This is a genomic window from Microcoleus sp. bin48.metabat.b7b8b9.023 (assembly GCF_013299185.1).
GTDB lineage: Bacteria > Cyanobacteriota > Cyanobacteriia > Cyanobacteriales > Microcoleaceae > Microcoleus.
Window position 1 is genome coordinate 19,215 of sequence record NZ_JAAFKG010000032.1, and the last position, 25,452, is coordinate 44,666.

Annotated in this window: 18 protein-coding genes; 7 read left to right on the forward strand and 11 right to left on the reverse strand. The window is 44.9% G+C overall.

The window, feature by feature from the left end; all coding sequences use genetic code 11:
- Positions 1 to 35: 35 nt before the first annotated feature.
- The 3 genes from QZW82_RS18595 to rd form a co-directional block, all read right to left on the reverse strand.
- Complete coding sequence (locus tag QZW82_RS18595) at positions 36 to 755, reverse strand: hypothetical protein (protein WP_293150894.1); 720 nt, start codon at positions 753 to 755, stop codon at positions 36 to 38.
- A gap of 165 nt (positions 756 to 920) precedes the next feature.
- The gene (locus QZW82_RS18600) at positions 921 to 2,198 is read right to left on the reverse strand and encodes an NAD(P)/FAD-dependent oxidoreductase (protein ID WP_293150897.1); all 1,278 of its coding nucleotides are present in this window, start codon (positions 2,196 to 2,198) and stop codon (positions 921 to 923) included.
- A 24-nt stretch (positions 2,199 to 2,222) separates the two neighbouring features.
- Positions 2,223 to 2,384: a rubredoxin gene (gene rd / locus QZW82_RS18605; RefSeq protein ID WP_293150900.1), complete on the reverse strand. Its 162-nt coding sequence runs from the start codon at positions 2,382 to 2,384 to the stop codon at positions 2,223 to 2,225.
- Between the two features lie 634 nt (positions 2,385 to 3,018).
- Between rd and QZW82_RS18610 the strand changes: the two genes are divergently transcribed.
- The 3 genes from QZW82_RS18610 to QZW82_RS18620 all read left to right on the forward strand — a co-directional run bounded on the left by QZW82_RS18610 (position 3,019) and on the right by QZW82_RS18620 (position 6,444).
- The gene (locus QZW82_RS18610; RefSeq protein ID WP_293150903.1) at positions 3,019 to 3,693 is read left to right on the forward strand and encodes a polysaccharide deacetylase family protein; all 675 of its coding nucleotides are present in this window, start codon (positions 3,019 to 3,021) and stop codon (positions 3,691 to 3,693) included.
- A gap of 137 nt (positions 3,694 to 3,830) precedes the next feature.
- The gene (locus tag QZW82_RS18615; RefSeq protein WP_293150906.1) at positions 3,831 to 4,817 is read left to right on the forward strand and encodes a hypothetical protein; all 987 of its coding nucleotides are present in this window, start codon (positions 3,831 to 3,833) and stop codon (positions 4,815 to 4,817) included.
- A 145-nt stretch (positions 4,818 to 4,962) separates the two neighbouring features.
- On the forward strand, positions 4,963 to 6,444 hold the full coding sequence (locus tag QZW82_RS18620) for an S-layer homology domain-containing protein (protein ID WP_293150909.1): 1,482 nt from the start codon (positions 4,963 to 4,965) through the stop codon (positions 6,442 to 6,444).
- Positions 6,445 to 6,687: 243 nt separating this feature from the next.
- On the opposite strand, the gene QZW82_RS18625 is transcribed toward QZW82_RS18620, so the two are convergent.
- From QZW82_RS18625 to QZW82_RS18635, 3 genes are all read right to left on the reverse strand, one after another.
- Positions 6,688 to 7,866 carry a sulfotransferase gene (locus QZW82_RS18625; RefSeq protein ID WP_293150911.1) on the reverse strand — a complete coding sequence of 393 codons (1,179 nt, stop codon included), beginning with the start codon at positions 7,864 to 7,866 and terminating at the stop codon, positions 6,688 to 6,690.
- A gap of 408 nt (positions 7,867 to 8,274) precedes the next feature.
- Complete coding sequence (locus QZW82_RS18630; protein WP_293150915.1) at positions 8,275 to 9,126, reverse strand: hypothetical protein; 852 nt, start codon at positions 9,124 to 9,126, stop codon at positions 8,275 to 8,277.
- Between the two features lie 680 nt (positions 9,127 to 9,806).
- Complete coding sequence (locus QZW82_RS18635) at positions 9,807 to 10,469, reverse strand: glycerol-3-phosphate ABC transporter substrate-binding protein (protein ID WP_293150918.1); 663 nt, start codon at positions 10,467 to 10,469, stop codon at positions 9,807 to 9,809.
- Between the two features lie 202 nt (positions 10,470 to 10,671).
- On the opposite strand from QZW82_RS18635, the gene QZW82_RS18640 reads away from it, so the two are divergent.
- Complete coding sequence (locus QZW82_RS18640) at positions 10,672 to 11,346, forward strand: acetoacetate decarboxylase family protein (protein ID WP_293150921.1); 675 nt, start codon at positions 10,672 to 10,674, stop codon at positions 11,344 to 11,346.
- Between the two features lie 740 nt (positions 11,347 to 12,086).
- Here the strand turns inward: QZW82_RS18640 and QZW82_RS18645 are convergent.
- From QZW82_RS18645 to QZW82_RS18665, 5 genes are all read right to left on the reverse strand, one after another.
- Positions 12,087 to 12,254 carry an orange carotenoid protein N-terminal domain-containing protein gene (locus tag QZW82_RS18645; protein WP_293150924.1) on the reverse strand — a complete coding sequence of 56 codons (168 nt, stop codon included), beginning with the start codon at positions 12,252 to 12,254 and terminating at the stop codon, positions 12,087 to 12,089.
- Positions 12,255 to 12,509: 255 nt separating this feature from the next.
- Positions 12,510 to 15,638, reverse strand: a complete 3,129-nt coding sequence (locus QZW82_RS18650; protein WP_293150927.1) for an MFS transporter — start codon at positions 15,636 to 15,638, stop codon at positions 12,510 to 12,512.
- Between the two features lie 367 nt (positions 15,639 to 16,005).
- The gene (locus QZW82_RS18655) at positions 16,006 to 16,335 is read right to left on the reverse strand and encodes a hypothetical protein (protein ID WP_366665046.1); all 330 of its coding nucleotides are present in this window, start codon (positions 16,333 to 16,335) and stop codon (positions 16,006 to 16,008) included.
- Between the two features lie 80 nt (positions 16,336 to 16,415).
- Entirely contained in the window at positions 16,416 to 17,369 is a 954-nt protein-coding gene (locus QZW82_RS18660) for a hypothetical protein (protein WP_293150930.1), read from the reverse strand.
- A 190-nt stretch (positions 17,370 to 17,559) separates the two neighbouring features.
- Positions 17,560 to 17,841 carry a hypothetical protein gene (locus QZW82_RS18665; RefSeq protein WP_293150933.1) on the reverse strand — a complete coding sequence of 94 codons (282 nt, stop codon included), beginning with the start codon at positions 17,839 to 17,841 and terminating at the stop codon, positions 17,560 to 17,562.
- A gap of 119 nt (positions 17,842 to 17,960) precedes the next feature.
- Here QZW82_RS18665 and proS point away from each other — a divergent pair, with 119 nt between their 5' ends.
- The 3 genes from proS to QZW82_RS18680 all read left to right on the forward strand — a co-directional run bounded on the left by proS (position 17,961) and on the right by QZW82_RS18680 (position 25,368).
- Positions 17,961 to 19,871: a proline--tRNA ligase gene (gene proS / locus QZW82_RS18670; RefSeq protein ID WP_293150936.1), complete on the forward strand. Its 1,911-nt coding sequence runs from the start codon at positions 17,961 to 17,963 to the stop codon at positions 19,869 to 19,871.
- Positions 19,872 to 20,118: 247 nt separating this feature from the next.
- The gene (locus QZW82_RS18675; protein ID WP_293150939.1) at positions 20,119 to 23,091 is read left to right on the forward strand and encodes an adenylate/guanylate cyclase domain-containing protein; all 2,973 of its coding nucleotides are present in this window, start codon (positions 20,119 to 20,121) and stop codon (positions 23,089 to 23,091) included.
- Between the two features lie 213 nt (positions 23,092 to 23,304).
- Positions 23,305 to 25,368 (forward strand): adenylate/guanylate cyclase domain-containing protein, encoded by a 2,064-nt coding sequence (locus tag QZW82_RS18680; protein WP_293150942.1) that lies wholly within the window; start codon positions 23,305 to 23,307, stop codon positions 25,366 to 25,368.
- Positions 25,369 to 25,452: the final 84 nt, after the last annotated feature.

Genomic DNA, 25,452 nt, shown 5'->3' on the forward strand with positions numbered 1-25,452 from the left:
TTGGGCATTGGGCATTGGGCATTGGTTGTTATTTGTTATTTGAGCCGCGTTTCCTCAGACTTTTGACTGACATCGGTTACATCCGCCGAGCGAATCCGTTGCCGAACTTGTTCGCTCAGGCGCAAACCTGCTATATTTTTGCAGTCGAAAGTGGCGTTATTGCCGGGGCGCCGTTCGATTAATTCGATAATTTGTCCGGCGGGGTTTTGCAGAAACCACTGGGTTAATGAGCCAGCATCTAAAGGACGATCGGATAGCGGTTTAAAGTTTTTATTTTGCCATATTGTAGCAGCATTCTGTACGTTTTCAACTCGGAGCGCGACGTGGTGAACTGCTTTTAATCCCCTTGTTTGCTGGAAGCGATGCGTTTGGTCGCCTGCTGCGTGGGGCGCATCTAACACTACTAAGCCACCGGCTGGCATTAATAATGTCATTAAATGCAGCCATAAATCGGAGGGAATGTTAATGTTGTCCGAACAAAAGTTGATTGGGAATAAGTCGGGGCCTTCAACTGTTTTGGCGCCGAAGGGGCGAAAAGATTCGGCGTAGTTTTCGAGTTGAGTGCGACTGGGAAATGTGATGACAAAGTGGTCGATCGCAACTTGTTCGTCGTACAGGTGTGTTTCAAACGTCCAGGTTGTTAAAAATTCGGGAGTGATAAATTTGGGGTTGAATTCCAGTAAGCCGTTGTTTTCGAGGAAAGGTGAGTCAAGGTGGCGATCGAACTTTAGGGTTTGTAGATTCAAGTTTTTCATGTCTCTCACCCGATGTTAAGTACGCAAAACTGCGAATTTTGTCTGCATTCTGAAGTTGACTCACAGTTGGTGCGCCTTAATTCAAAAATAACACAAAATTTAATACTGGCAAGCCGATCGCAAGTCCGAAACCTCGATCGACCAATCTCAAAGCCTAAAATAGTATCATTTGCCGATCGCCATTCCGGCCAACCACGCCGTAGTCCACGCACTTTGGAAGTTGAAACCGCCCGTCACGCCGTCGATATCCAAGATTTCGCCAGCAAAGAAAAGTCCGGGACAGCGGCGACTTTCCATTGTCTTGAAATCCACTTCCTTGAGGTTGACACCGCCGCAGGTGACGAATTCTTCCTTAAATGCGCCTTTTCCTGCGATTTGATATTCGCCTTGGACGAGTTCGAGGAGGAGTTTATCGATCGCCTTATTGGATAAGTCAGCCCAGCGTTTTTGTTCGTCAATGCCGATCGAACTTGTCAAACGTTCCCAGAGGCGGCGCGGCATCGGAAAGGGACAGCTAGAGACGATTAATCGGTGCGACAACTGCGATTTTACCCCTAGCAGTTGTTGTCGCAAAACCTCCGCATTGTACTGGGGAAGCCAATTAATCAGCACAGATGTTCGATAATGGCGATCGTGCAAAAATCTCGCACCCCAAGCCGAAAGTTTGAGTACAGCAGGCCCGCTGACACCCCAGTGAGTGATTAACAAAGGCCCGCTTTGTTCTAATTTTGCTCCCGGCAATTTCACCTTAGCATTCGGAACCGAAACCCCGGCTAAATCTTTGATTCTGCCATCAGCAATATTAAAAGTAAATAGAGAAGGGACTGGCACTTCTACAGTATTACCTAACTCTTTTGCCCATTTGAAACCCGACGGATTGCTGCCTGTAGCTAGCAAAATGCGATCGCACTTCAACTCTTCCCCCGATTTCAACTCTATTTCAAACCCAGTTTCATCCGTAGGGGCGGTGCCCCCGTGCCCGCCCGAACCGTTTTCGCCCTCTGCTGCGGTATTCCCGGTTAATTTCTTTACTGAAACGACTGCATCGCCCGTGCGAATTCTCACGCCTGCATCCTCAGCAGCGCGGATCAAACAGTTAACAATTGTCTCCGAATCGTCTGTAATCGGAAACATTCGCCCGTCTGCTTCTGTTTTCAATTTAACGCCGTGACTGGCGAACCAATCAACAGTATCGCGGGGTTGAAATCTAGTAAAAGCACCGCGCAGAGCTTTTCCACCTCTGGGGTAATTCTGCACTAAAACACCGGGGTCAAAACAAGCATGAGTAACATTGCAGCGTCCGCCGCCTGAAATGCGAACTTTTGCTAGAAGTTGGCGGCCTGCTTCTAATAAAGTGACGCGGGCTTGCGGGTAGGTTTTGGCACAGGTAATTGCACTAAAAAAACCCGCTGCACCCCCGCCTATGATTGTAATTTTTAGCATTCGATCGGACAAATTTTTTCTCGCTTATTCTTCTGGTTCAAAATCGGATTTTGCAGCCCCGCAAGTGGGACAAACCCAATCGTCGGGGATATCTTCAAAGGCTGTACCGGGCGGTATGTCTCCGTCGGGGTCGCCTACTTCTGGATCGTAGACGTAATTGCAAACTGTACAAACGTATTTTTGCATTTGCTTTCTCAATTTTAGATTGTCAGCCTGTTGATTGTACTTGACAGGGCAAGTTTGTGCAATACCAGAAAAATTAAGTTTTTCACAAGTTACTATTCACAATTATAAAATAGACCTCTTGCAAAATAATTTTATGCTATGGCAATCCTAAATCAGTTGCATAATTTTTGTAGGGCAATCCTCTCGTGAAGATCCCGATCGATCGGAGGGCAGGTGCGGGGCACGGCCCTTAGATATCTGCATGAATCATTGAGGAATGGTATATAATGAAAGGCTTTACTTGATTGAATTAAAACTCCTAACTTAGGCTTTTAAAGTCTGGTAAGTTAAGTAAATAGCTAACTGGCATCACGATATAGCCTTTCTCAAAAAGATGAGGTATAACTGATAGCTCGATAACCGCTTAGACGTATAGGGCCTTCTTCCCAACAACGTCCGCGAATCTTTCTGAGAATTGCTATATTTATCTCAGGTAAATTATAATCTCTAACATAATTGGTGTCATGTCAATACAATAATATCTAAACGCTAAGCTTGAGAAAAAGTAAATTTGACTTTTGTTATACTTGAACTGCGCCAAAAGAAAGGCGCAGTTACATAAACTCTACCCGATCGCATTTAACAAGGTCAATCAATGCCACTAGCACCTTTATTTCCTGTCGTTCATCCCATTCTCAAAACAGCTTTTCCCAGATGTCTGTGGACGGGAGATATCAACAGCCGAGAAATTGCCCTAACATTTGATGACGGGCCGCACCGGCTGCACACACCTCAATTGCTAAAAGTTTTAGATAAATACGACATCAAAGCAAGTTTTTTCTGGCTGGGTTTTTGCGTGGACAGGCATCCAGAAACGGCTAAAGAAGTGTACGATCGCGGACACTGGATCGGCCTCCACGGCTACCAGCACGTATCGTTTGCCAAACTCAAAACTCACGAACTCAAACACAGTTTAGCAGACACGCAAAAAGCAATTAGCAAAGCTTGCGATTTAGACCCAAAATTAATCCGCGACGTGCGGCCGCCAAACGGCATTTTTACGCCGCGAACATTAGAGTTATTGCAACAGTGGGAATATCGCCCGGTAATGTGGAGTGTTGTCCCGGAAGATTGGGTGCGGCCGGGGGTGATGAAAGTTACGAGTCGCGTCGTTCAGCAAACAGAAAATGGTTCAATAATTGTACTGCACGACGGTTATTGCGGCGGCGAAGATGTGGCGACTTCTGCTGATAAAATTATTCCATTGCTGTTGTATAAAGGTTACAATTTTGTAACAATCGATCGCCTTTGGCAACAAATTTCTGCCTGATGGCGTCAGTACGATCGCTCCTGGGAACCAAAAAACCGGGTTTTTAAACCGAGATTCAGGGTTTTTAGCCCGCGATTGCGCGATCGCAAAACCCGGTTTTGACGCACCCCTCTGCAAGTCCTAATTCTCATAAATTCATGAAAAAAATACTGTTTGTAGCATCTTTGGGTTTGGCGGTGTGCGGATGGGCGATCGAGCTTTCTCCTGCTTCCAGCCAAACAGAAACTAGAATTGTCGTACAGCAGCCAGCCGGTGACGTATCCGTGCCTGCTGTCAACTCAAAACCCTTTCAAACCGAACTGCTAAGCCCGGGAGTAGAACCCCGACAGCAACTGCGTTTAAAACCAAATTTAGGTATCAAAAGAACGACTACCATGACTGTGAAAACAGAGATGGGAGTATCCGTGGGAGAGAAGTCTATCAATCCGACTAAAGTTCCGACTATGGTCTTAACTATAGAGACACAAGCCACTAAAATTGATGGCAATGGAGATATTCATTACGAGTTTTCCTACGCTAACGCAGATATTGGTGGCGATACTTCAGGTTTGCCAACTGCCGCCGTGGATAGTATGCGATCCGCAGTCAAGAAGTTAGTTGGACTGAAAGGTAATTTCATCATGGATAGTCGGGGTTCTAATAAAGGAGGTAGCTTTACTTTACCGAAAGATGCTGATAATAGCGTCAAACAAATAGTTGAAAATATGTCTAAATCCTTACAGCAGCTTGCCTCGCCGCTACCGGCAGAAGCAGTTGGCAAAGGTGCAAAATGGCGTATTTCTTTTCCATCTAATACTGGTGGCATGAATGTAAATCAAACTGCTATCTATGAATTGATGGACTTGCAAGATGGAGTTGCCACTCTCAAAACTAGCGTAGAACAACAAGCAAATCCCCAAAATTTGACTTTACCCCAATTACCTGCTGGCTCTACTATGGCGGTAAAATCTTTTATGTCTCAGGGTCAAGGAGAAGTTATAATGCGACTGGATCAATTAATGCCTGTTCGTTCCGTCGTTTCTATCAATTCTAATGCTGAAATGACTTTTAAAATTGCAGGTAATCCAGAAGAATCAACCATGAAAACAAAATTGTCGATCGAGATGAATTTGGATTCTAAATAAACAGTTGACAGTTGACAGTTGACAGTTGACAGTTGACAGTTGACAGTTGACAATTGCCCACCTAACACCTAACACCTAACACCTGATATTATGTAAAGCTTCCGAAAGCTTCGATCGCCAATTTGCCACTAGAGGAGTCTGTTCTATGGTTCGATCGCACAAACGTCAAGCTGTCATCGCTTTAGTAGTAGCCCTGGGCACAATCATCGTAAATTTAGTGTTTCCCGGCTTAAATGTAGCGCCAGCATTGGCAGAAGCCAAGTTTAAAGATGTCAAAGACCATTGGGCTCAAGCCTGCATAGAAGAATTAGCCGAGAAAAAAATCATCAGCGGCTATTACGAAGACGGCACTTTTCGCCCGAACCGCCCAGTCAGCCGGGCTGAATTTGCTGCGATGCTGCGGAGGGCTTTTCCTGATGCCAAAACCGTCCGGAATCCGATCGACTTTGCAGATATTCCCACGAATTACTGGGGTTATAAAGCAATTCGAGAAGTTTATCAAACAGGTTTTATGTCCGGTTCCAGCGGCAGTATTTTTAACGCGACTTTGAACATTCCCCGCTGGCAGGTTTTGGTAGCCTTAAGCAGCGGCTTGAAATATACGCCTGCTGGTTCAGCGCCTGAGATTTTGAATGCGACTTTTGAAGATGCGCGAGACATTCCCGAATTGGCGAGAAATGCGATCGCCGCCGCCGCCGAAAAACAACTTGTGGTCAATTATCCCGCCGTCAAACAGCTAGAACCGACACGCAATGCTACTCGCGCCGAAGTAGCAACTTTTCTGTGTCAGGCGATCGCCAAACCCGGCAAAACAGCCTTAGTTCCATCGCAATACATCGCCCAAGTTCCGCCGAATATCGGCCCGCCGAGAACCACGGAAATCTCGGAGTCTGGGAAAATTAGGGCAGAAGTGTCTTTTGTGAAAGAAGCAGAAAATGCTAAAAATATCCGCATCAAAATCATCCGTAACGGTCAAAATTTATTAGAAGAACCAGTGCTGATTCCCACTCGTTCTCTAGCAGACAATCCCGACAAAAAAGCCAGCGATGAAGTATCCGAAGGGCGTTTGTTATCCGTGCGAATCCGTGATTTGGACGGCGACAAGGAACCGGAAGTGCTGGCAGATTTAGTCTCACTTAACAGCGGCGTCCGTTGCTGCAATTATTCGTTTATTTACCGCTACGACTCAGCCGCGAAGAAATACACTCACATCAAGCATTTTTGGGGCAATGTGAGTTACGAAATTGTCGATTTTGGCAAAAATGATCTCCCGGAGTTCAAGAGTCTGGACGGGCGATTTGCCGAGGCTTTTACCAATTATGCGGACTCTCGCTTACCGCTGCAAATTTGGCATTATCGATCGGGTAAAATGGAAGATGTTACGAAGCAGTATCCCGTGGAAGTATACACCAATGGTGCTGAGCTGTGGCTGGAATCTCGGAAGCGCTTAAGCGAAGATGCAGAGGTAAAAGGCGTGTTGGCGGCCTTCATGGCGAGCAAGTATGTGGCGGGTCAGGAGGCGGAAGGCTGGCGGTTATTGGAGGGAGTTTATCAAGGGCGCGATCGCACTCAATTCTTTGGGAAGTTGCGCGAGTTTTTGGTGAACACTGGTTATGCGAGTAAGTAGGTTTGGATTTTTTTAACCGCAGATGAACGCGGACAAGCGCGGATAAGATGTAGGGTGCGCTAGGCGCACCTTAACTGGTTAATTATCTCAATCATGGATGCAAATGACACTCTCATGGTGGCTAATTTTTAGGTACGTAGTTGCGCTTCAGCGCTCTTATATATATAATACAAGAGCGCTGAAGCGCAACTACGTACCTTATATTTAATATGACAGTTGCATCTAGGACTTTATTTATTTTGCTTACCATTCAAAGTCTCTCTGCACATATTCTGCTAATTCTTGATTGTGCTGCTGAAAATATTCGCGCAGTCGCTGACAGACAACATCATTCGCCGGCTGATAATTACCACCGTTATATTGTTTGTAGTCGCGGAGTTGATAATCTGGTAAATCTAAAAAATTAAAGACTTGGCTGAGTGTCGCAGCCGGATTCGCATAAAATTCTTCACTCTGCAAAATCAAAAACTGCTCTTTGGGAAAAAGATTCATCCACTGTTTGAGGCTGCAAGCATAAAGACTCTTATAAATATAATGACAATCTTTCCAATAACTTTTATCTGCTAAACTTGTTTCGCTAGCGCCAGCAAGTAATTGCAATTCGGAATCGATCGCCTTTTCAAACGTTCTGCATTCCGTGCCGCGCCTCACCAGCATTTGATAGTGCGACAAAGCGCGATCGACTGGATTTCGCAAAATCACAATCAGCTTAACTTTTGGCAAACATCCGTGCAATCTTGACGCAGCTAGCGGGTGAGTCAGATAAGTCGGAGTTGCTTCTCCTGTCAAAAAATGATGCGCGTCTATTGGTGGCGGAAAATGTGCTTGATACCAAGCTAATCCTTTGTTGAAATGTTCCGAGAAGAAACAGATTTCTTTATTGGCAGCGGGTAAAATCTGAGGGTGCGAAGTGATATATTTGTAGAGAGAAGTTGTGCCGCACCTCGGAGAACCGATGATGATGAAATCGGGTTCGCGCGATCGCCTTAAATTCCATTCAACTTGGGACAGTTCCGGGCGAGATGCTACAGTTTGCAAGCGGACTGCGGTTTGAAAAAGTGCGATCGACTCCTGGATTTTTCCCTGCTTGCTCAGCGCCACAGCCAAATTAATGTAGGCTAAGGAAAAATTTGGTAAAATCTCGATAACTTCGCGGTAAAGAGCCACCAAACCGTCAATCAGAGGAGAATCTTTGGGGAGGGGCGCGTACATTAACGGGAAGTAAGCGGCGGTAAAGTTTGGTTGCAGGAGAATAGCTTTTTGGTGACAGGCGACTGCTGCGGCAATTTGGCCGTTTTGTTGCAGGGCTTTTCCTAAATCGTGGTAAGCTGAGGGCGAATTGGGATTTTGGACGATCGCATTTTCGTAAAGCGCGATCGACTGTTGCAATTTTTCGCGATCGTCGTTTAAGCTGTTCTGCATTTAAATTGTATTTTAAGAAACAATCAAATTATTGTGGGGCGATGCTCCGACGCTGCCCAAAATAGGCAATTTATCCCATTATTTTGCGTGTCTTTAGAAAAGATATTTGAAAGTATTATCCTCTCGCCCGGGCTTCGCTAATATCAAATCCCGTAGCATCGGAATTATTCATCTCTCTCTTCTCTCTCTGCGCCCTCTGCGTTCTCTGCGGTTAAATCATTCCGATACAATTGGAAACGATATAATACCAATTTAATGTGAAGTTGCATATATCCCGATCCCCCTAAATCCCCCTTAAGAAGGGGGACTTTGATCGGAATCTTGTCCCCCCCTTATTAAGGGGGGTTAGGGGGGATCGGATTTCGGAATTCTACGGGGCCTCATAAAAAATTGGTATAACCGCAAAACTCATACAGGAATCCTGTAATAACCGCGCATCATCACCTTAACATCCAAATGCTTCATATCTGCCGTAGAAGCATCGTGAATCATATTTTCAGTCGGTGCAATATAAGCCTCACCCGGTGCAATTCTCAGCTTCACCACCGGATATTCTGGGTAGCGCTGAATAAACTGATAAGTTAACTGTCGCGTCCAAGGTTTCCCAAGATCAGCATCAGAACATCCCAGCATTTGAAAAATGTCCATCTCCGTCAAATTCACAAACAAAAAATAACGGCTATCCCGCCCTAAATTCACACAAATCCGATTAGTAGCCTCCTGCTTTTTATCCAGGGGCAGATTGTCCCAACTATCAGTATGCAAACCGTTGCGACAACCGCGTTTGTTATCAATTGTCGCCGTACTCAATCCCGGCTGTCGGCCTCCCATACCGCTGATAACTGGTGGCGAATCCGACAGACAAAAAGGCTTAAAATAGTCAATTAGTCGATCGAGTATCTGTCCGCATTTTTCCTGAGACTTAAACTCAGCCACCTGTAGGGGAGTGGTTAGCGAAGCGATAGCAGTATCAGCCAACAAAGCCAAAACATCCGCAGGTAAACGCACAATTCCCACACCCGCATAGTGGGGTGGCGGTTCGTCTGTCCAAAGCAGGGCCGACTCTGCGGGCGTCGGTTCCCTCCAAGGTTCTCTGGGCATAAAAGCACCTTCACAATACTGAAGGCGATCGGGCGAAGTGTCAACAGCTAGCTGCGTACCCGAACTCAGCCACACTCGGGGAATTGTGCACTCTTTTGTAGTTTCTAACTCCCGATTTTGACAGCGATAAATTACTATACTTTGACGGAGATTGCACATTATTTAATATTGCTCAATCGCACTTATTAAAAACCCGTTCGTAGTAAGGACTTTAGTCCTATCTTCCCAGTTTCCCGTTCGTAGTAAGGACTTTAGTCCTATCTTCCCAGTTTCCCGTTCGTAGTAAGGACTTTAGTCCTATCTTCCCAGTTTCCCGTTCGTAGTAAGGACTTTAGTCCTATCTTCCCAGTTTCCCGTTCGTAGTAAGGACTTTAGTCCTATCTTCCAAGTTTCCCGTTCGTAGTAAGGACTTTAGTCCTATCTTCCAAGTTTCCCGTTCGTAGTAAGGACTTTAGTCCTATCTTCCAAGTTTCCCGTTCGTAGTAAGGACTTTAGTCCTATCTTCCAAGTTTCCCGTTCGTAGTAAGGACTTTAGTCCTATCTTCTAAGTTTGTAAAGCAAGGACTGAAGTCCTGACTACGAACTTTTGAGGACTGAAGTCCTGACTACGAACTTTTGAGGACTGAAGTCCTGACTACGAACTTTTGAGGACTAAAGTCCTGACTACGAACTTTTGAAGACTGAAGTCCTGACTACGAACTTTTGAGGACTAAAGTCCTGACTACGAACTTTTGAGGACTAAAGTCCTGACTACGAACTTTTGAGGACTAAAGTCCTGACTGCGAACTTGGAAGGACCAAAGTCCTTACTACAAACTTTTTATACTTTGACAATCTTGCTTAGTGAGTGCAATGCGTGCAGTGAGTGCAGTGAGAACACATCGCCCCAACCTCAAACCCTTCAGCATTCTGGAACTGCCACAGAGTTTGTGTTAAAGTTGTGCGATCGACATTCTGGCGAGGAACGGAAGAAAGAGTCAAGACACGGGCTTCGTCGTCTGTGCTTTCCACCAAAATTTCGCCCTCAGCAACCTTAATAGCATCTCGGTGCAAGATGCTGATCCCGAACATTCCAGTCATTCCCAATTCTGACAGTTTACCCGCAATTTCATGGAGAAATTCCGAGTTATTGACAACTGCTGCTGAGCGTTCAACTGCTGCCGACACAGCTTCAGTAACGCGGACAAATTCTAAGGGAAACCAAACCAATTCGCCAGATGCTTGATTTTGTTCCACCTTCCACATATAAGGAATAGCATCGCCGTAGTCTGCGGTTGGCTTGACATAAGCATTGTTGCCATCAAACTCTTCAACCAACCTCTCGTTATCCGAGAGGTCAAAGTGTTTGTGAAGCAAGCAGATACCAACCTGTTTTTGCAAGCCATGACTGCGGATGATAGCACCGAGTTCGGTCATGTTGTCTTGGGCTTGTTCCAGCAGGTCTCTTGCCGTGAAAAAATGATCTAAACTATCGAAAACATCTGGCTTGTAAGATGTCAGCATACAGGTTTAGGTTCCTTCTAAATATTCACTAAGTAGACGATATTTAACTTTTGCTCAAATGTCAACTAATTGCTCGCTATTCGCAGATTAATCTTTCTTATGCGTGAATATACCGGGATTTTATGAAAAATACCAAAACCTGTTGCTGTTGTAGGCTCTAAGCTAAAATAAATATAAAATATCAGACCTAAAATCCCTTAAAATGGTATATTCACCTGCTCCTTGGCACCTGCAAGGTTATGCTGTTCAGACTTTGCAATTGGTAGATGTAGCACGAGTGCGCCCCTTGGTTCCCCCTGAGTTAGAAATTGTCTGTTTATTGCCAGGAAAAACGCTAGGTGGCATTTATATATCCTCCTACGGGCTGGGTTCCGTGATGGAGTACAATGAGTTAATTGTAGTTAGCGCGATCGCCAGTTATGCAGGAAAATGGGGCGCTTGGATTTCGCACATCTACGTAGACAACCCTAACTCAGTAGCTGGCGGGCGCGAAATTTGGGGACTTCCTAAAGAATTAGCTCAATTTAATTGGGAAGGCAGCGATTCGGTAAAAGCATCACCGCTAGGCTACCGCGTCACAGTTAGCCAAGGAAATCTGCAACTGTGCAGTCTCAATTACAGCCAACAAAGTTTTGTATTTACCCTACCTTTTAGCGGAAATGTTTTTAGCGCCGATCGCACAAATTTGCTAATGTTTAAAGGAGATTTTCAGTCTCGCACCGGCTTGATTAAAGGCGAAATAGAAATACCTGAAAATAGTCATTTTGCCAGTTTGAAGTTAGGTCAGCCATTGCTCGCAGTTGGCTGCGAAGAGATGCGTTTAATTGCAAGTGCGCCCGAAGTTGTGGGAAACATAGCTGCTGAATTCAGTTATTAGCTGGAATCGGTAGGTGGGCAATATAAATATATAGCGGCTATCAGAAAGATTCGCGGACGTTGTTGGGCTTGGGCCCTCTGGGTTTATGTGGCTGTAGAAGCTTTCAGTAATAACTCATCTTTTTTAGAAAGGCTATATCTCAATACAGTTTACTTAAGAAAAATCTGACTTGCCCAAAATGGCTATATTGCCAGAAAATCGTCAGATGAAATTCATCAAAAGCATTAAGTAAACCGTATTGAAATACAATCCACTCCATCAAGAGAAGAGTTTTGAACCGTATTGGGGCGCTTTTGGCGCAGAGGGAAGAGTATTGCGAGGGTTTTGGAAAAAAACCTTTTATCCCTCCCCTCTCTGTGTTCTCTGTGTTCTCTGCGGTAAAATATTCTTAATATCTACTTCACCTCTTTATAATCCAAAAATCGTCAGATGAAATTCATCAAAAGCGTTAAGTAAACCGTATTGGGCTATATCTTTAAAAAAGTCCTTTAATCAAATCTTGGAACTGGCAGGAAAGCCCATTCCTAGCTATTTTTTTCCAAGGTCTAATGCCACGTTACTTTACTCAAATTAAAGGGAGCATCTCTGTTTTCCAAAAAACATTTTTTTATTACAGTGCTGTCGCGATCTTGGGACAGCTCGCACTATAAATGCCAAACTGAGATGCTCCCGCTCTTGTCTATCTCAAAGAGCGCTAAAGCGCAACAACGTACCTAATACAAAACTGAGATGCACTCAAATTAAATGCCAGCGCCCGGAGCCGCTTCGGCACCCATTTCTAAAACTGTACCGCGCAGAAAATCAATTTGCTTTTGAAAGTCCATGCCTTGAATCTTTCCTAATAAAGCTTTTCCAGCTTCGGGAAGTTGATAGTCAGGAGGGACGGGAATAATAGTTTCTTCATCCATTCCCACCTTCTACAGTAAGGTTCGTAGTGAGGACTTCAGTCTTTCTTGATTTTTGTGGACTAAAGTACTCACTACCAACTTTCTACAGTAAGGTTCGTAGTGAGGACTTCAGTCCTTCTTAATTTTTGCGGACTAAAGTCCTCACTACGAACCTTTTTTTACCGTTGGAACCGAGATGATAGGATTCCCAAGAAAATAGGCTGACAAACAGCCAGCCTAGAATCAGGAGAAGCTTAATTGAAACTTGTGGAAATTCTAGCTAAACAAACCCGAAATACCGCCGACTGCTATTGCTCCAGCCAAAGCCGAAACCACCACAGAAGTTAGAGCCGTACCGAACAACCACCAAGCAGCAGTTGCGGCGGCTTCCCGCGCATCTTCTGCATGCTGCTTGGTCTTGTTTTTGATCTCTTTAATCCGTTTTTTGGCTTCACCTTGCAGGCGTTCGGCGCGCAATATAACGCTGTCCCGGGCTCCTTCCATTTGGTCAACAATTCGGTGAGCGTCTGTCTCGGAAATATCAGAACGAGAACTCAGCAGCGCTACTAAAGTACCGCGATCGAATTCACCCAAACGCTGTTTAATCGCGTCAAATCCGGCCTGCGGATCGTCAAATACTTTGCGGAAGTCCCGCTTGATTCCTTCGTAATTGAGCTCTGGCCGATCGAGCGAATTGAGGTAATCCCGGATTTTTGAGAAAATACCGTCAATTGTTGACTGGAACTTGTCTTGTACCATTTGAATTTGTTCGACAAACTCGTTGCGTACAGATTCAATACGATCGGCAATTTGGTTAGCTTCCTCTTCCGAAATGTCTTCCCGCTGGGACAGGAATGCTACCAGCGTACCGCGATCGAAGTGCTTCAGCCGATCGCCCAAACTTTGCATCCCCGCTCCCGGTTCGTTAAACAGCAACTGCAAATCGCGCTTGATACCATCAGGATTGAGTTCTTCCTTGTCCGTATTCCGCAGGTAATTTTCCAAACTTCCTTGGAAATCCTTGACAGTTTTTTGAGCGCGAGATGCCAAGCGGCGGGGCGATTTCACGATGCTGCGAATTGAATCTTGCACGCGATCGATCGTCCGATTTATCTGTTCTTCGCTCAAATCTTCTCGCTGCGAAAGCAACTTGACCAAGGTTTCGCGATCGACCTGAGAAAGTCTTTCCCGCAGCGCCAAGGCACCTTCTTTCGGATTTTCAAACAATTTGGTCAAATCCCGATTGATGCCTTCAGGATCGAGTTCTTCCAGGTTCGTATTCCGCAGGTACTCGCCAATTTTGGCCGTAACTTCCTCGTACTGCTGCTTAGCTTTGTCTGCAACAATTTGCGGTGCGTGGATAATGTTGTCGCGCACGGATTCGATTTTGTCGATCGCCCCATTTACCTGTTCCTCGCTGAGATCTTGGCGCTGCGACAGCAATTGCACCAGAGTATCGCGATCGAATTGAGACAAGCGTTCTCTCAGCGCTTTCAAGCCAGCTTGCGGGTCGCTTAACAGCGTTTGAAACTCGCGCTCGATCGCTTCAGGATTGAGTTCTTCCTTATTAGTATTGCGGAGATACTCTTCTACCTTTTGGCGCACTTCTTGCGCTTTCGATTTCGCTTGCTCTTGCAATTCTTGAGCTTTGGAAATTACGCGATCGCGCGAACTTTCCAGACGCCCGATTAACTGATCCGCTTCCTCAGGGCTGAAATCTTCCCGCTGGCCGAGTAACTGCACCAAGGTATCGCGATCGAAGTGTGACAGGCGATCGCGCAAAGCCTCAAAACCAGCATCGCGATCTTCCAACAGCGCTTGGAAGTCCTTCTCGATACCTTCAGGATTCAATTCTTCCTTACCAGTCGATCGCAAATAATTCTCAATCCGGCTGTGCAAATCCTGAGACTGTTCCTCACCAGCAGCACCTTGCACAATTTCCAGAACTTCTTGGCGCACGCTTTCAAGCTGTTCAGAAATTTCCGCAGCCTGTTCCTGACTGAAGCCCTCGCGGCGGCCCAGAATGCCTGCAAAATACTCAGGATTTAACATCTCTAACTGGCGCAAAACAGCTCCCGGAGAAGCTTCGGCATCGTAAATAACATCCCTAAATTCCTGCTTGATAGTTTCTCGGTTGAGATGCCAAGGTTGAGCATTCAGCAAGTAATTTTCCACATCAGCCTTAGCCGTATTGAAAGGCAGCGCAGGCACTTTGTCGCCCACCTTAGAAGCCAAAAATTTAGCTTGTTCCTTGCCTTTTTCAGTCAATTGCTGTAACTGACCAGAGATTTTTTCCACATCCAAATCCGACAAATCCGTCCGCGACAAAACAGTGCCGACAAGAGCTTCTACACCCATCTGCATCGCGCGCTTCATGCCGCTGCTGGATTCCGATTTGTTTTCCCGAGTTTCCAGAATTTGAGATAGCTTGGCATTCAGTTCATCAGACTTCAGCAAATCTGGAGCCGCAAATTTCAGAAAATCAATCAATTCTAAATTCGGGTCTTTCTTATCTTGCTGCTTGCCGAAAGTTTGCTTCCAAACACCTTCGAGTTGGTCGGCCACTTGATTGACTTCATCCTTAGAAAAATCGCTGCGGCTGCTAATTAAATCCACAAAAGTCTGGCGGTTAATATTCTTCAGAACATCGCTTCCCGCCAGAGATTTGATATCAGTATCGCCCAGCAACTTTTCAAATTGACCGCGAATTTCCTTAACATCCAGCTTCGGTAACTGCAAAGAACCGACATAATCTTGGATGGTTTCGCGAATGCTATCAGGGTCTACAGCCGAGCCCAACTCGCGGCGGACAGCAGCCACAGACGCCTCTACAGTGTTGACCATTTGGTCGCTAGCCATCTTGCCGCCGATCGCGGAACCAGCAGTACCCATGACACCTTGAATGCCGGAAAAAGCAGTTTTAATCAAGGAACCAATCATCGAACCGACGGCGCTAGAACCGAGCCATACCAGCGTTAAAAAGTACGCCGACCAAATGACCACACCAATAATTGCCGCTCCGTCTACCGAGGCAATTGAAGTTAGTTTGACCGCCAGAAAACAAGCTAAAAATAAAGCTAGGTTAACTGTAACTAAAATCCAACCGCCGACCAAGCCTTCGATCTTGCGAACTTTAGTACCCAAAGTTTCGGACTCATCATCGTCATCGTCGGGTAAAGCCTCGTCCCAGTTGGAGATTTTAGCAGCGATCGAGAAATTTGTTAACAGGAATTGGAAGCCAAAAGCCATGATGACTCCGGCGATTAATGCCACAAAAAACTGAGGACTCAGAAACATCAGCCCTCCGAGATCGGGGTGGTCAAACGGGACATCTATTTCTACTGGCATTTGAGCAATATTGAATTTGGGACTGTACAGCGACATTAATAACTCGCTTTCAAACATAAATTACCTCCTAAAGTTTGATGCCGAATTAGGCATATTGAAATCTGCCCCTAACTTTTAACTAGGGGATTTGGGACTTTTTAGATGGTGGTTTGTTTTGTCAGGCTTTATCTTACAGAAGCCTTGATTCGTGCAATCTGGATGAGTAGTAAATCAGTTATCTAGCTATGTCATCCTTACTGCTGATTATGGCCTTTGAAGCTGAAGAATAAATCCCTCTAAAGTCAGAAATGGGTTTTTTTGTGAGTAATACCAGCAGAGTTCGCCCAAAAAAGGCAAGTTTGAAGTGGGGGCGATGGCTACAAATTATCAATAGCAGTCAAGTACGATAGAGTGCAGGCTACATATAGTAGAGTGCGCTATTGAGTTAGGATTCCGTTTGATTTTCCGGGAGAAAACGAGCTAGTAATTTCGGGCGATCGAGCTGCATACTCAGTCGCGCGCTCTCGATGGGTTCTAGTTGAATCAAAGGCTCAATTATTTGGGCTAATTCTTCATCAATTTCGCCAAATCTTACTTGTAATATACTCTCAAGAATCTCGCGTTTACTTTGCTGAATACCTTGCTGAATACCTTGCTGAATAACTTGCTGAATAACTTGCTGAATACCTTGCTCGATACCTTGCTGAATACCTTGCTCGATACCTCGCTGAGTTGCTTCTTCAAGCCGTTGTAAATACAGCGGTGACAGTTCCATAATTAACTCCGGATTTTCTAGACAATAAATAATAAAGTGATATTTAGCGCACCCTACAGATTGTAAAGTGCGCTGCTGAGTCAGGATTCCGGTTGATTTTTTTCTTCAAAATGAGCTAGCAATTCAGAGCGATCGAGCTGCCTAATTAGTCGCGTGCGATCGAGGGGTTCTAGCTGAATCAAAGGCTCGATTATTTGGGCTAATGCTTCATCAATTTCGCCAAATTTAACTTGTAGCATACTCTCAACTATCAGGCGTTGACTGCGCTGGATACCTTGCTGAATACCTTGCTGGATACCGCGCTGCATACCTTGCTGCATACCGCGCTGAGTTGCATCTTCCAATCGTTGCAAGTAGAGGGGTGACAGTTCCATAATTAACTCCCGATCTTCTCGATCCGTGTCTTGGCGAACTTCTAAAATCGTTCGCAAGTTGTACAACAATTCTAACGCGTTCAACCGAAACAAATTATCAGACGGTAATTCTCTCAATTCGGCAACCGCTTGCTTCTGCACGTTTCCCTTCCCCAAAACTCTCAGCCACAGCGTTTCGGGAGTGCGGGGGAGTTGGTGAATAACAATGATTGCTGCTTTCAGAGACACATTCAAAAAATAAACTCCACTTACCCAATTTTCAGGTTCAGAAGTCGCCCCAAATCCAGCTAACATCGCATCGGAAACAGTCGGCGACAGTATCCAGAGTTGGGGCAAATCAGCCTCTGCAATCCGGGTATTATCTCTAGTGGCGACTCGTTCATATTCAGCATGGACATCAAAGAGTTTACCCAGACAACTGCGAATTTCTCCGGTTTGCACAGGACTGCGGAATGGTTCAATTACAGCGGGTTTTGCTGCAATTTGACCCAGAATGCCGAGGGCTGTTGGTTCTACATCTGGTTCCGCTTTCGGGGCCAATAAAACGTCAATCTGCCTCACTTCTCCAGCAATGTCATGGCTGGTTGCGACATTACCGAGAGGGGTTAATAGTTCTTTGAGATATTGTTTTGCGAATTGATCGTGAATGAATCTGGTCATGAGAATCGTCAGCTATAAACAGTTTAAAAATTTCACTATCAAGGGTGCATCTCACTTTTGAAGAGGGCGAAGCATGACCGGATATAAGTTATTAGTTATAATCCCATATTGATTGCGGTCATGCTTCGCCCCTACAAACATATTTGCCTTGCGCCAGATGCACCCACTCTCAACTGTCAACTGTCTACTGTCAACTGTCAACTGTCAACTGTTTGCAACATTTACCCTCACAATTGCGCCTGCTGCGAATACAGCCGTACTCCTCAAAACGTTCGCTGTGTTTGCGAACAGTAGGATAGGCTACCAGATGTAAAGGAATTCCGATTAGTTTGTAAACCAATCGACCAGCAGCATGAAGAATATCCCAAGTTTCGCTTAAGTTAGGTTCTCGCACAAATTCTCCAATTTCATCTTGTAATGCAATCCACTGAGATTGCAGAGTAGGATGGTGACAATTATCAAATGCTGTCATACCTTTTTGATAACTTTTCCAAAGTTTATTCATAGATTTCATCAAATCAGGCTGAGTTCTGATAATATCAGAAGTTAATCTGAGATGACAATTATCCGGTATTTTAAGGAAATCAGCCAATGCGACTCTCTCAAATGCTTTTCGTCACCCTGCGGGAAGACCCCGCAGAAGCAGAAATCCCCAGCCACAAACTATTACTCCGTGCTGGATACATCCGACGCATCGGTAGCGGTATTTACGCTTATCTCCCTTTGATGTGGCGAGTTCTCAAAAAAGTATCCCAAATTGTGCGCGAAGAAATGGACGCTACCGGCGCTCAAGAATGTCTCCTCCCGCAACTGCAACCTGCCGATTTGTGGCGGGAATCCGGCCGCTGGGATACCTACACTCAAGCTGAAGGTATCATGTTTGCTCTGACTGACAGGCAGCAGCGAGAAGTTGGACTTGGCCCAACTCACGAAGAGGTAATTACTACAATTGCTAAGGATATGATTCGTTCTTATCGGCAATTACCCGTACATCTCTATCAAATTCAAACTAAGTTTCGTGATGAAATTCGCCCGCGTTTTGGGTTGATGCGCGGTCGCGAATTTATTATGAAAGATGGCTATTCTTTTCACACGAGCGAAGAAAGTTTGAAGAAAACTTATCAGGATATGGCTCAAGCTTATAGCAATATGCTGCGCCGATCTGGCTTGGAATTTCGAGCGGTAGATGCTGATTCTGGTGCGATTGGTGGCTCTGGTTCTCAAGAGTTTATGGTGCTGGCAGAAGCGGGAGAGGATGAAGTTCTCTATACTGAAGATGGTCAGTATGCTGCTAATGTGGAGAAGGCTGTGTCGATGCCTGCTGATGCCCAAGCTTCGCCTTTTGCAAGTTACGAAAAGCGGGAAACGCCGGGAACTGAAACAATTGCTAAACTTTGCAAGTTTTTGAAGTGTTCTCCGACGCAAGTTGTCAAAAATGTGCTTTATCAGGCTGTTTATGATAATGGTATGACTGTCTTGGTGTTGGTAAGCATTCGCGGCGACCAAGATGTGAATCAGGTAAAGTTGCTGAATGAATTGACAAAGTTGGCGGGAAATTATCAAGCTAAAACAATCCTATTTTTGACGGTTCCTGATGCGGAAGCTCAAAGAAAATGGGCGGCTAAATCTTTGCCTCTGGGTTATATCGCTCCGGATATTGCTGATGATTATATCGCTGGGAACCCCCCCCAACCCCCCCTTGGTAAGGGGGGGCAACAAGACTCAAATCCCCCCCTTGGTAAGGGGGGGCAACAAGACTCAAATCCCCCCCTTGGTAAGGGGGGGCAAGGGGGGGTATCTCCTAAGTTTTTGCGTTTGGTCGATCGCACTGCTGTCGATTTAACAAACTTTGTCACTGGTTCTAACGAGTCAGGATACCACGTGGTCGGCGCCAATTGGGGTAAAGAATTTACGCTACCAGCAATGGTTGTGGGCGTTAGAAGTGCCAAAAAGGGCGATCGGGCGGTGCACAATCCCGAACAAACTTTGCAAACCGCCAGAGGCATCGAAGTCGGCCACATCTTCCAATTAGGCACCAAATACTCGCAAGCCATGGGGGCCACCTACACCAGCGAACAAGGCGAAGAAATGCCGTTTATCATGGGCTGCTACGGCGTCGGCGTGTCGCGGCTGGCTCAATCTGCGGTAGAACAATCCTACGACAAAGACGGAATAATCTGGCCAGTGGCGATCGCGCCGTATCACGCCATCATTAGCATCCCCAATATTTCCGACGCCCAACAAGTAGAAGTCGCCGAAAAACTCTACAATGAACTCAACCAATCCGGAATTGAAACCTTACTAGATGACCGCGACGAACGAGCAGGAGTTAAATTCAAAGATGCAGATTTAATCGGCATTCCCTATCGCATTGTTCCGGGTCGTTCGGTGAAATTAGGGAAAGTTGAAGTTGTGGAAAGAGCAACTCACAAAGCCCATGAAATTCTGATTGAGGAAGTCAATTCTACTTTAAAACAGTGGATTGATGCTGCCATCAAATAAGTTTTTGTAACGGTAATACCAATTTAATGGGTCGTTGCATATATCTCGATCCCCTAAATTCCCCTGGTGGGAGGGGGGACTTTGACCGGAATCTTGTCCCCCCCTTAATTAAGGGGGGTTAGGGGGGATCGGATTCGGGAGTAGCCTCACAAAAAATTGGTATAAGGTGCTTGCTGCACCTACATTGAGGCTAGCAAGGTGCTTGTGGCGCACCCTACATAAACTTATATAAAACTTAAAACTCGACATGAATCTGAACCTAAATCAGTTTCTTCGATTCCCTCAATCCCGAATAGGGCGCTACTTAACCCAAGTAACTCTCGTGGCGATCGCTTACGCCGTGGGGGCGAGGCTAGCATTTGCAATTCAAGGTGTCAATCCCTTTGCTTCCTCGGTGTGGCCGCCCGCAGGAATTGCACAAGCCGGACTTTTATTGTTTGGCCCAAAAGCCTGGCCTGCGATTGTTTTGGGTATATTTTTCCTCAATTTAGTTAACCCAAGCGAACAGATATTTGCAATTTGGGTGGGAGGCAACGTAGGAGCAGTTTTGCAAGCTGTTTTTGCAGCCACTGTGCTGCGCTGGCTGGGGTTTCGTCCGTCTCTAGAACGTTTGAAAGATGTAGTTAATTTAATTTTATTGGGCGGTTTAGTTTCTACTCAGATTAGTTGCACTATTGGCGCGTTTTCCATATATTTAGCTGGTCAAGTAGATTGGGCAGAATACTGGTCGCTCCGGTGGAATTGGTGGCTGGGAGATGCAATGGGAGTTTTAATTTTAACTCCTTTGATTTTAATATTTTTGCGTCCTAAGGCAACCGCCGATCGCTTAAAAAGACAAACCGAACTCCCTAAAAATTATTTAATTTGGCGGGGAGTATGGTTAATATTATTAATTGGGGTAAGCTGGCTTGTCTTTGAGTCAAAAAATGAAGCTTCTATTTCTCGCTATCCCCTGGAATATTTGCCGTTTCCTTTGATAATTTGGGCGTCGCTCCAATTCGGTCAGCGGGCCGCTGTCTTAGGATCGTTTATTGTGTCAAGTATCGCAATTTTTGGCAGTTCTCACGGAGCTGGGCCATTTATAGCTAAAGCCGAAAATATCAGTCAGGCTATCTTATTTTTACAAGCTTTTATGGCGGTAGTTACGATTACTTCGTTGTTATTAGCCGCGACGGTAGCCGAACGCGCGGAGGCAGAAAAATCTCTGCGAGTAAGCGAAATTAAATATCGAGAATTGGTGGAAAATGCTAACAGTATTATTGTCAAACTAGCTCCCGACGGCACGATTACTTTTTTTAATGAGTTTGCAGAAATATTCTTTGGCTACAATCAGGAAGAAATCCTGGGGAAAAGTGCTGTGGGAACAATCATTCCCATGAGCGACATCGAAGGGAATAACTTAGAGTTGGTTTACAATCAGATTTTACAAAATCCCGATCGCTTTACTAGCTATGAAAATGAAAATATCCGGCGCAGTGGCGATCGCGTTTGGGTGTCTTGGGCAAATAAGCCGCTGGTTGATGCAGCAGGAGAACTTTTGGGCATTCTCTGCATCGGGACAGATATCACCGATCGCCGAAAAGCTGAAATAGAGCTCCAAAAACTGAACGAAAAGCTGGAAATCCGAGTTGCAGAACGGACAAATGCCCTGAAACAAAGCGAACTTCAGCTACAGAAACAGAAATCGGCATTAATTGATTTAGCCAAAAATAAAGCGCTGAATCAAGGCGACTTAACCAAAGCGCTTCAAGAAATCACTGAAACTGCTAGCCGTACTCTGGAAGTTGCGCGATCGAGTATCTGGTTGTACGATCGCCCTAAATCGAAGATGGAGTGCCTGGATTTGTTCGATCGCGCTCTCAACCAGCACTCAGACGGTTTAGAATTATCAGCAGCAGACTATCCTGTCTATTTTCAAGCACTCCGAGAAGAGCGCGCAATTGCTGCCTTTGACGCGCAAAAAGATTTTAGAACTCGAGAATTTGTAGAATCTTACCTAATTCCGTTCGGCATCACTTCCATGCTAGATACGCCGATTCAAATAGGCCCAGAAACAGCAGGAGTTCTCTGTTTGGAACACGTAGGAATGCCCCGTTATTGGACTATCGAAGAACAAAGTTTCGCTGTTTCTCTAACAGATTCTGTAACTTTTGCAATGGAAGCGCGAGAACGCCAGCGCGCTGAAGCAGCACTGCGGCAAGCTGAGGCAAAATACCGCAGCATATTTGAAAATGCGATCGTTGGCATCTTTCAAACTACTCCAGATGGAGAATATCTTAGCGTCAACCCAGCTTTAATTCGCATTTATGGTTACAGTTCCTGTGAGGAAATGCTGGAAAAGTTAACTGATATCAACCGCCAGCTATATGTAGACCCAGAACGCCGCGCCGAAATCATCGAATTAATGCGAAAAAACGGCAAAGTATCGGATTTTGAATCTCAGGTTTACCGTCAAGGCGGCAGTATAATTTGGATTGCCGAAAATGCTTATACTGTCTCTGATAGACATGGCAATTTACTTTATTACGAAGGTACTGTTCAAGATATCACAACTCGCAAAGAAGCTGAGGCAGCTTTGCGTTTAGAACAAGAAAAATCTGATCGTCTCCTGCTGAACATTTTACCGAAACCGATCGCCGAAAGACTCAAACAAGACCAAAGCATCATCGCCGATACTTTTGCAGAAGTTACAGTATTGTTTGCAGATATAGTCGGTTTTACGCAAATTAGCTCCCAAATTTCTCCGCCGGAATTAGTTTCCTTGCTTAACGACATTTTTTCGACATTCGATCGCCTAGCCCAAAAGCACGGATTGGAAAAAATTAAAACCATTGGTGACGCTTATATGGTAGTAGGAGGGCTGCCGATGCCCCGCAGCGATCACGCAGAGGCGATCGCCCAAATGGCCCTGGATATGCAGCAGGCGATTATTGACTTCAGCAATACCAACAATCAAGATTTCAGCATCAGAATCGGCATCAACAGCGGCCCGGTTGTCGCCGGAGTCATCGGCATCAAAAAATTTATCTACGATTTGTGGGGAGACACAGTTAACACCGCTTCCCGTATGGAATCTCACGGCTTACCCGGTCAAATTCAAGTTACATCTGCAACTTACGAGCGATTGCAGGACAAGTATTTATTAGAAAGTCGCGGCACCATTGAAGTCAAAGGCAAAGGCGAGATGAACACTTATTTTATCACAGGAATCAAGTTATAAAATAAGGAAGATGAAACAGGCAAAAAGGAAGAATCAATAGTAGTTGTAGGGTGTGTCGCTAGTGAAAAAAAACTCAATTTGAATCAACTTTTTGAGTAGCAACGCACCTGTGCTTAGCTCGTACAAACAAAGCCAACAATTCTATTTAAATAATTAAAAATCTTCTAATAGTTTTGACGGTTGGTATAGTTAGTTGAAAATATAAAAGTCACTATGAACCAAAACAAAAATCAATTTATGCGATTTATTCAATCTATAAATTGGCAATATTTAGGAAAAATAGCTGTCATTGCCTTTGCTTACGCTTTAGGAGCTAAAATAGCATCTTCAATCCCCGGCGTGAATAAATTAGCTACCTGCGTCTGGCCGCCCGCAGGAATTGCCCAAGCAGCAGTTTTATTATTTGGTCGGCGCCTTTGGCCGGGAATAGCTTTAGGCGTATTTTTTTACGAGACTCTCAACCTCAAAATATCCTTAATAAATGCAACAATTAGTGCTTTTTGCGGTTGTTTGCAAGCTTTATGTGCATTTACTTTGCTGCAACAGTTCAAGTTTCGCCCCTCACTGGCTCGACTAATTGATGTAGTCAATTTAATCTTTTGCGGTGCTGTAGTTGCCACTCAAATCAACTGCACTCTCGGCACGCTGCGGCTGTGTTTGACTGGTCTTATTGACTGGAGAGAATATTGGGAAATTCGGTGGAATTGGTATCTTGGAGACACATTAGGAGTTTTGATTTTTACTCCGATGCTGCTAATTTTTTACCAAAAAATAGCGACACGCAATCAACAAATAATTAAGATTAAAACACTTGTAAATATAATTTTGTGCGCCATATGTTGGCTACTATTAATAATAGTAAGTTGGCTAGTATATACATCAAAAACTAATAGCAATCTATCCGGCTATCCCCTAGAATACTTGCCATTTCCGTTGGTGATTTGGGCAACCATTCAATTCGGTCAGCGCGGGGCTGTTTTAGCATATTTTATTGTATCCAGTATTGCCATTTGGGGAGGTTCTCAGGGAGGTGGCCCGTTTATTGCCAAAGCCATAAATATTAATCAAGCAATCTTATTTTTGCAGGCTTTCATGAGCGTAATTGTAATTACTTCGCTGCTGTTAGCTGCCACAGTAGCAGAACGCGCATCAGCAGAGGATTTGCTGCGGCAAAGCGAAGTTAAGTATCGGGAATTGGTCGAAAATGCTAACAGCATTATTTTAAAACTAGATACAGAAGGTAATATTACTTTTTTTAACGAGTTTGCACAGAATTTTTTTGGTTACAGAGAACAAGAAATACTGGGAAAACACGCAGTTGGCACAATTATACCCCAGACAGATACAGCGGGAAACGACCTGGCGGTGTTATTGAGCAATATTTTAAATAACCCGGAACAGTATACAACAAATGAAAATGAAAGTATGCGGCGCAGTGGATCTCGCGTTTGCGTATCCTGGGCAAATAAACCGCTGTTTGATGCGGCCGGAAAGTTCGTGGGGCTGCTGGCAATCGGTACGGATATCACAGACCGCAGGCGGGCTGAAATTGCGCTTTGCAAGCTGAATGAAGAGTTAGAATCTAGAGTTGAAGAACGAACTAATGCTCTCAATGAAACTTTAAATGCACTGCGAGTTCAACAGGCACAGTCAGAACGGTTGTTGTTGAATATTTTGCCGGAAGAAATAGCAAATCGGTTGAAGCGGGGAGATAGCACGATCGCAGATACTTTTGCTGATGTTACTGTATTATTTGCCGACATCGTAGGTTTTACTCAATTGAGTGCGCGAGTTTCTCCAACAGAATTAGTTGCGTTGCTGAATGATATTTTTTCGACTTTTGACAACTTAGCAGAAAGGCACGGTTTGGAAAAAATTAAGACGATTGGCGATGCTTACATGGTAGTGGGAGGGCTGCCAATTACTCGCCCCGATCACGCAGAGGCGATCGCAGAAATGGCCCTGGATATGCAGCAGGCAATTATTGAATTCAGCAATACCCACAATCAAGATTTTAGTATCAGAATCGGGATCAATACCGGCCCGGTTGTCGCTGGAGTCATCGGTATTAAAAAATTTATTTACGATTTGTGGGGAGACACAGTTAACACCGCTTCCCGCATGGAGTCTCACGGTTCGCCTGGGTGCATTCAGGTCACATCTACAACTTATCATAAATTGCGAGAAAAGTATTTTTTTGAAAATCGCGGTGAGATCGAAGTTAAAGGTAAAGGGATGATGACTACTTATTTACTGCAATGCAGAAAATTGGTTTAATCAAGGTTTGATCGTTCGGACTTCAGTCCTTTCTTTTCAAGTTTGTAGTGAGGAGTTCAGTCAGGTTTTATCGTTCGGACTTCA

Bases quoted from the DNA above. Each gene is read 5' to 3' on its own strand.
- QZW82_RS18595 (WP_293150894.1), bottom strand. From the start codon at position 755: ATGAAAAACTTGAATCTACAAACCCTAAAGTTCGATCGCCACCTTGAC.
- QZW82_RS18600 (WP_293150897.1), bottom strand. From the start codon at position 2,198: ATGCTAAAAATTACAATCATAGGCGGGGGTGCAGCGGGTTTTTTTAGT.
- rd (WP_293150900.1), bottom strand. From the start codon at position 2,384: ATGCAAAAATACGTTTGTACAGTTTGCAATTACGTCTACGATCCAGAA.
- QZW82_RS18610 (WP_293150903.1), top strand. From the start codon at position 3,019: ATGCCACTAGCACCTTTATTTCCTGTCGTTCATCCCATTCTCAAAACA.
- QZW82_RS18615 (WP_293150906.1), top strand. From the start codon at position 3,831: ATGAAAAAAATACTGTTTGTAGCATCTTTGGGTTTGGCGGTGTGCGGA.
- QZW82_RS18620 (WP_293150909.1), top strand. From the start codon at position 4,963: ATGGTTCGATCGCACAAACGTCAAGCTGTCATCGCTTTAGTAGTAGCC.
- QZW82_RS18625 (WP_293150911.1), bottom strand. From the start codon at position 7,866: ATGCAGAACAGCTTAAACGACGATCGCGAAAAATTGCAACAGTCGATC.
- QZW82_RS18630 (WP_293150915.1), bottom strand. From the start codon at position 9,126: ATGTGCAATCTCCGTCAAAGTATAGTAATTTATCGCTGTCAAAATCGG.
- QZW82_RS18635 (WP_293150918.1), bottom strand. From the start codon at position 10,469: ATGCTGACATCTTACAAGCCAGATGTTTTCGATAGTTTAGATCATTTT.
- QZW82_RS18640 (WP_293150921.1), top strand. From the start codon at position 10,672: ATGGTATATTCACCTGCTCCTTGGCACCTGCAAGGTTATGCTGTTCAG.
- QZW82_RS18645 (WP_293150924.1), bottom strand. From the start codon at position 12,254: ATGGATGAAGAAACTATTATTCCCGTCCCTCCTGACTATCAACTTCCC.
- QZW82_RS18650 (WP_293150927.1), bottom strand. From the start codon at position 15,638: ATGTTTGAAAGCGAGTTATTAATGTCGCTGTACAGTCCCAAATTCAAT.
- QZW82_RS18655 (WP_366665046.1), bottom strand. From the start codon at position 16,335: ATGGAACTGTCACCGCTGTATTTACAACGGCTTGAAGAAGCAACTCAG.
- QZW82_RS18660 (WP_293150930.1), bottom strand. From the start codon at position 17,369: ATGACCAGATTCATTCACGATCAATTCGCAAAACAATATCTCAAAGAA.
- QZW82_RS18665 (WP_293150933.1), bottom strand. From the start codon at position 17,841: ATGACAGCATTTGATAATTGTCACCATCCTACTCTGCAATCTCAGTGG.
- proS (WP_293150936.1), top strand. From the start codon at position 17,961: ATGCGACTCTCTCAAATGCTTTTCGTCACCCTGCGGGAAGACCCCGCA.
- QZW82_RS18675 (WP_293150939.1), top strand. From the start codon at position 20,119: ATGAATCTGAACCTAAATCAGTTTCTTCGATTCCCTCAATCCCGAATA.
- QZW82_RS18680 (WP_293150942.1), top strand. From the start codon at position 23,305: ATGAACCAAAACAAAAATCAATTTATGCGATTTATTCAATCTATAAAT.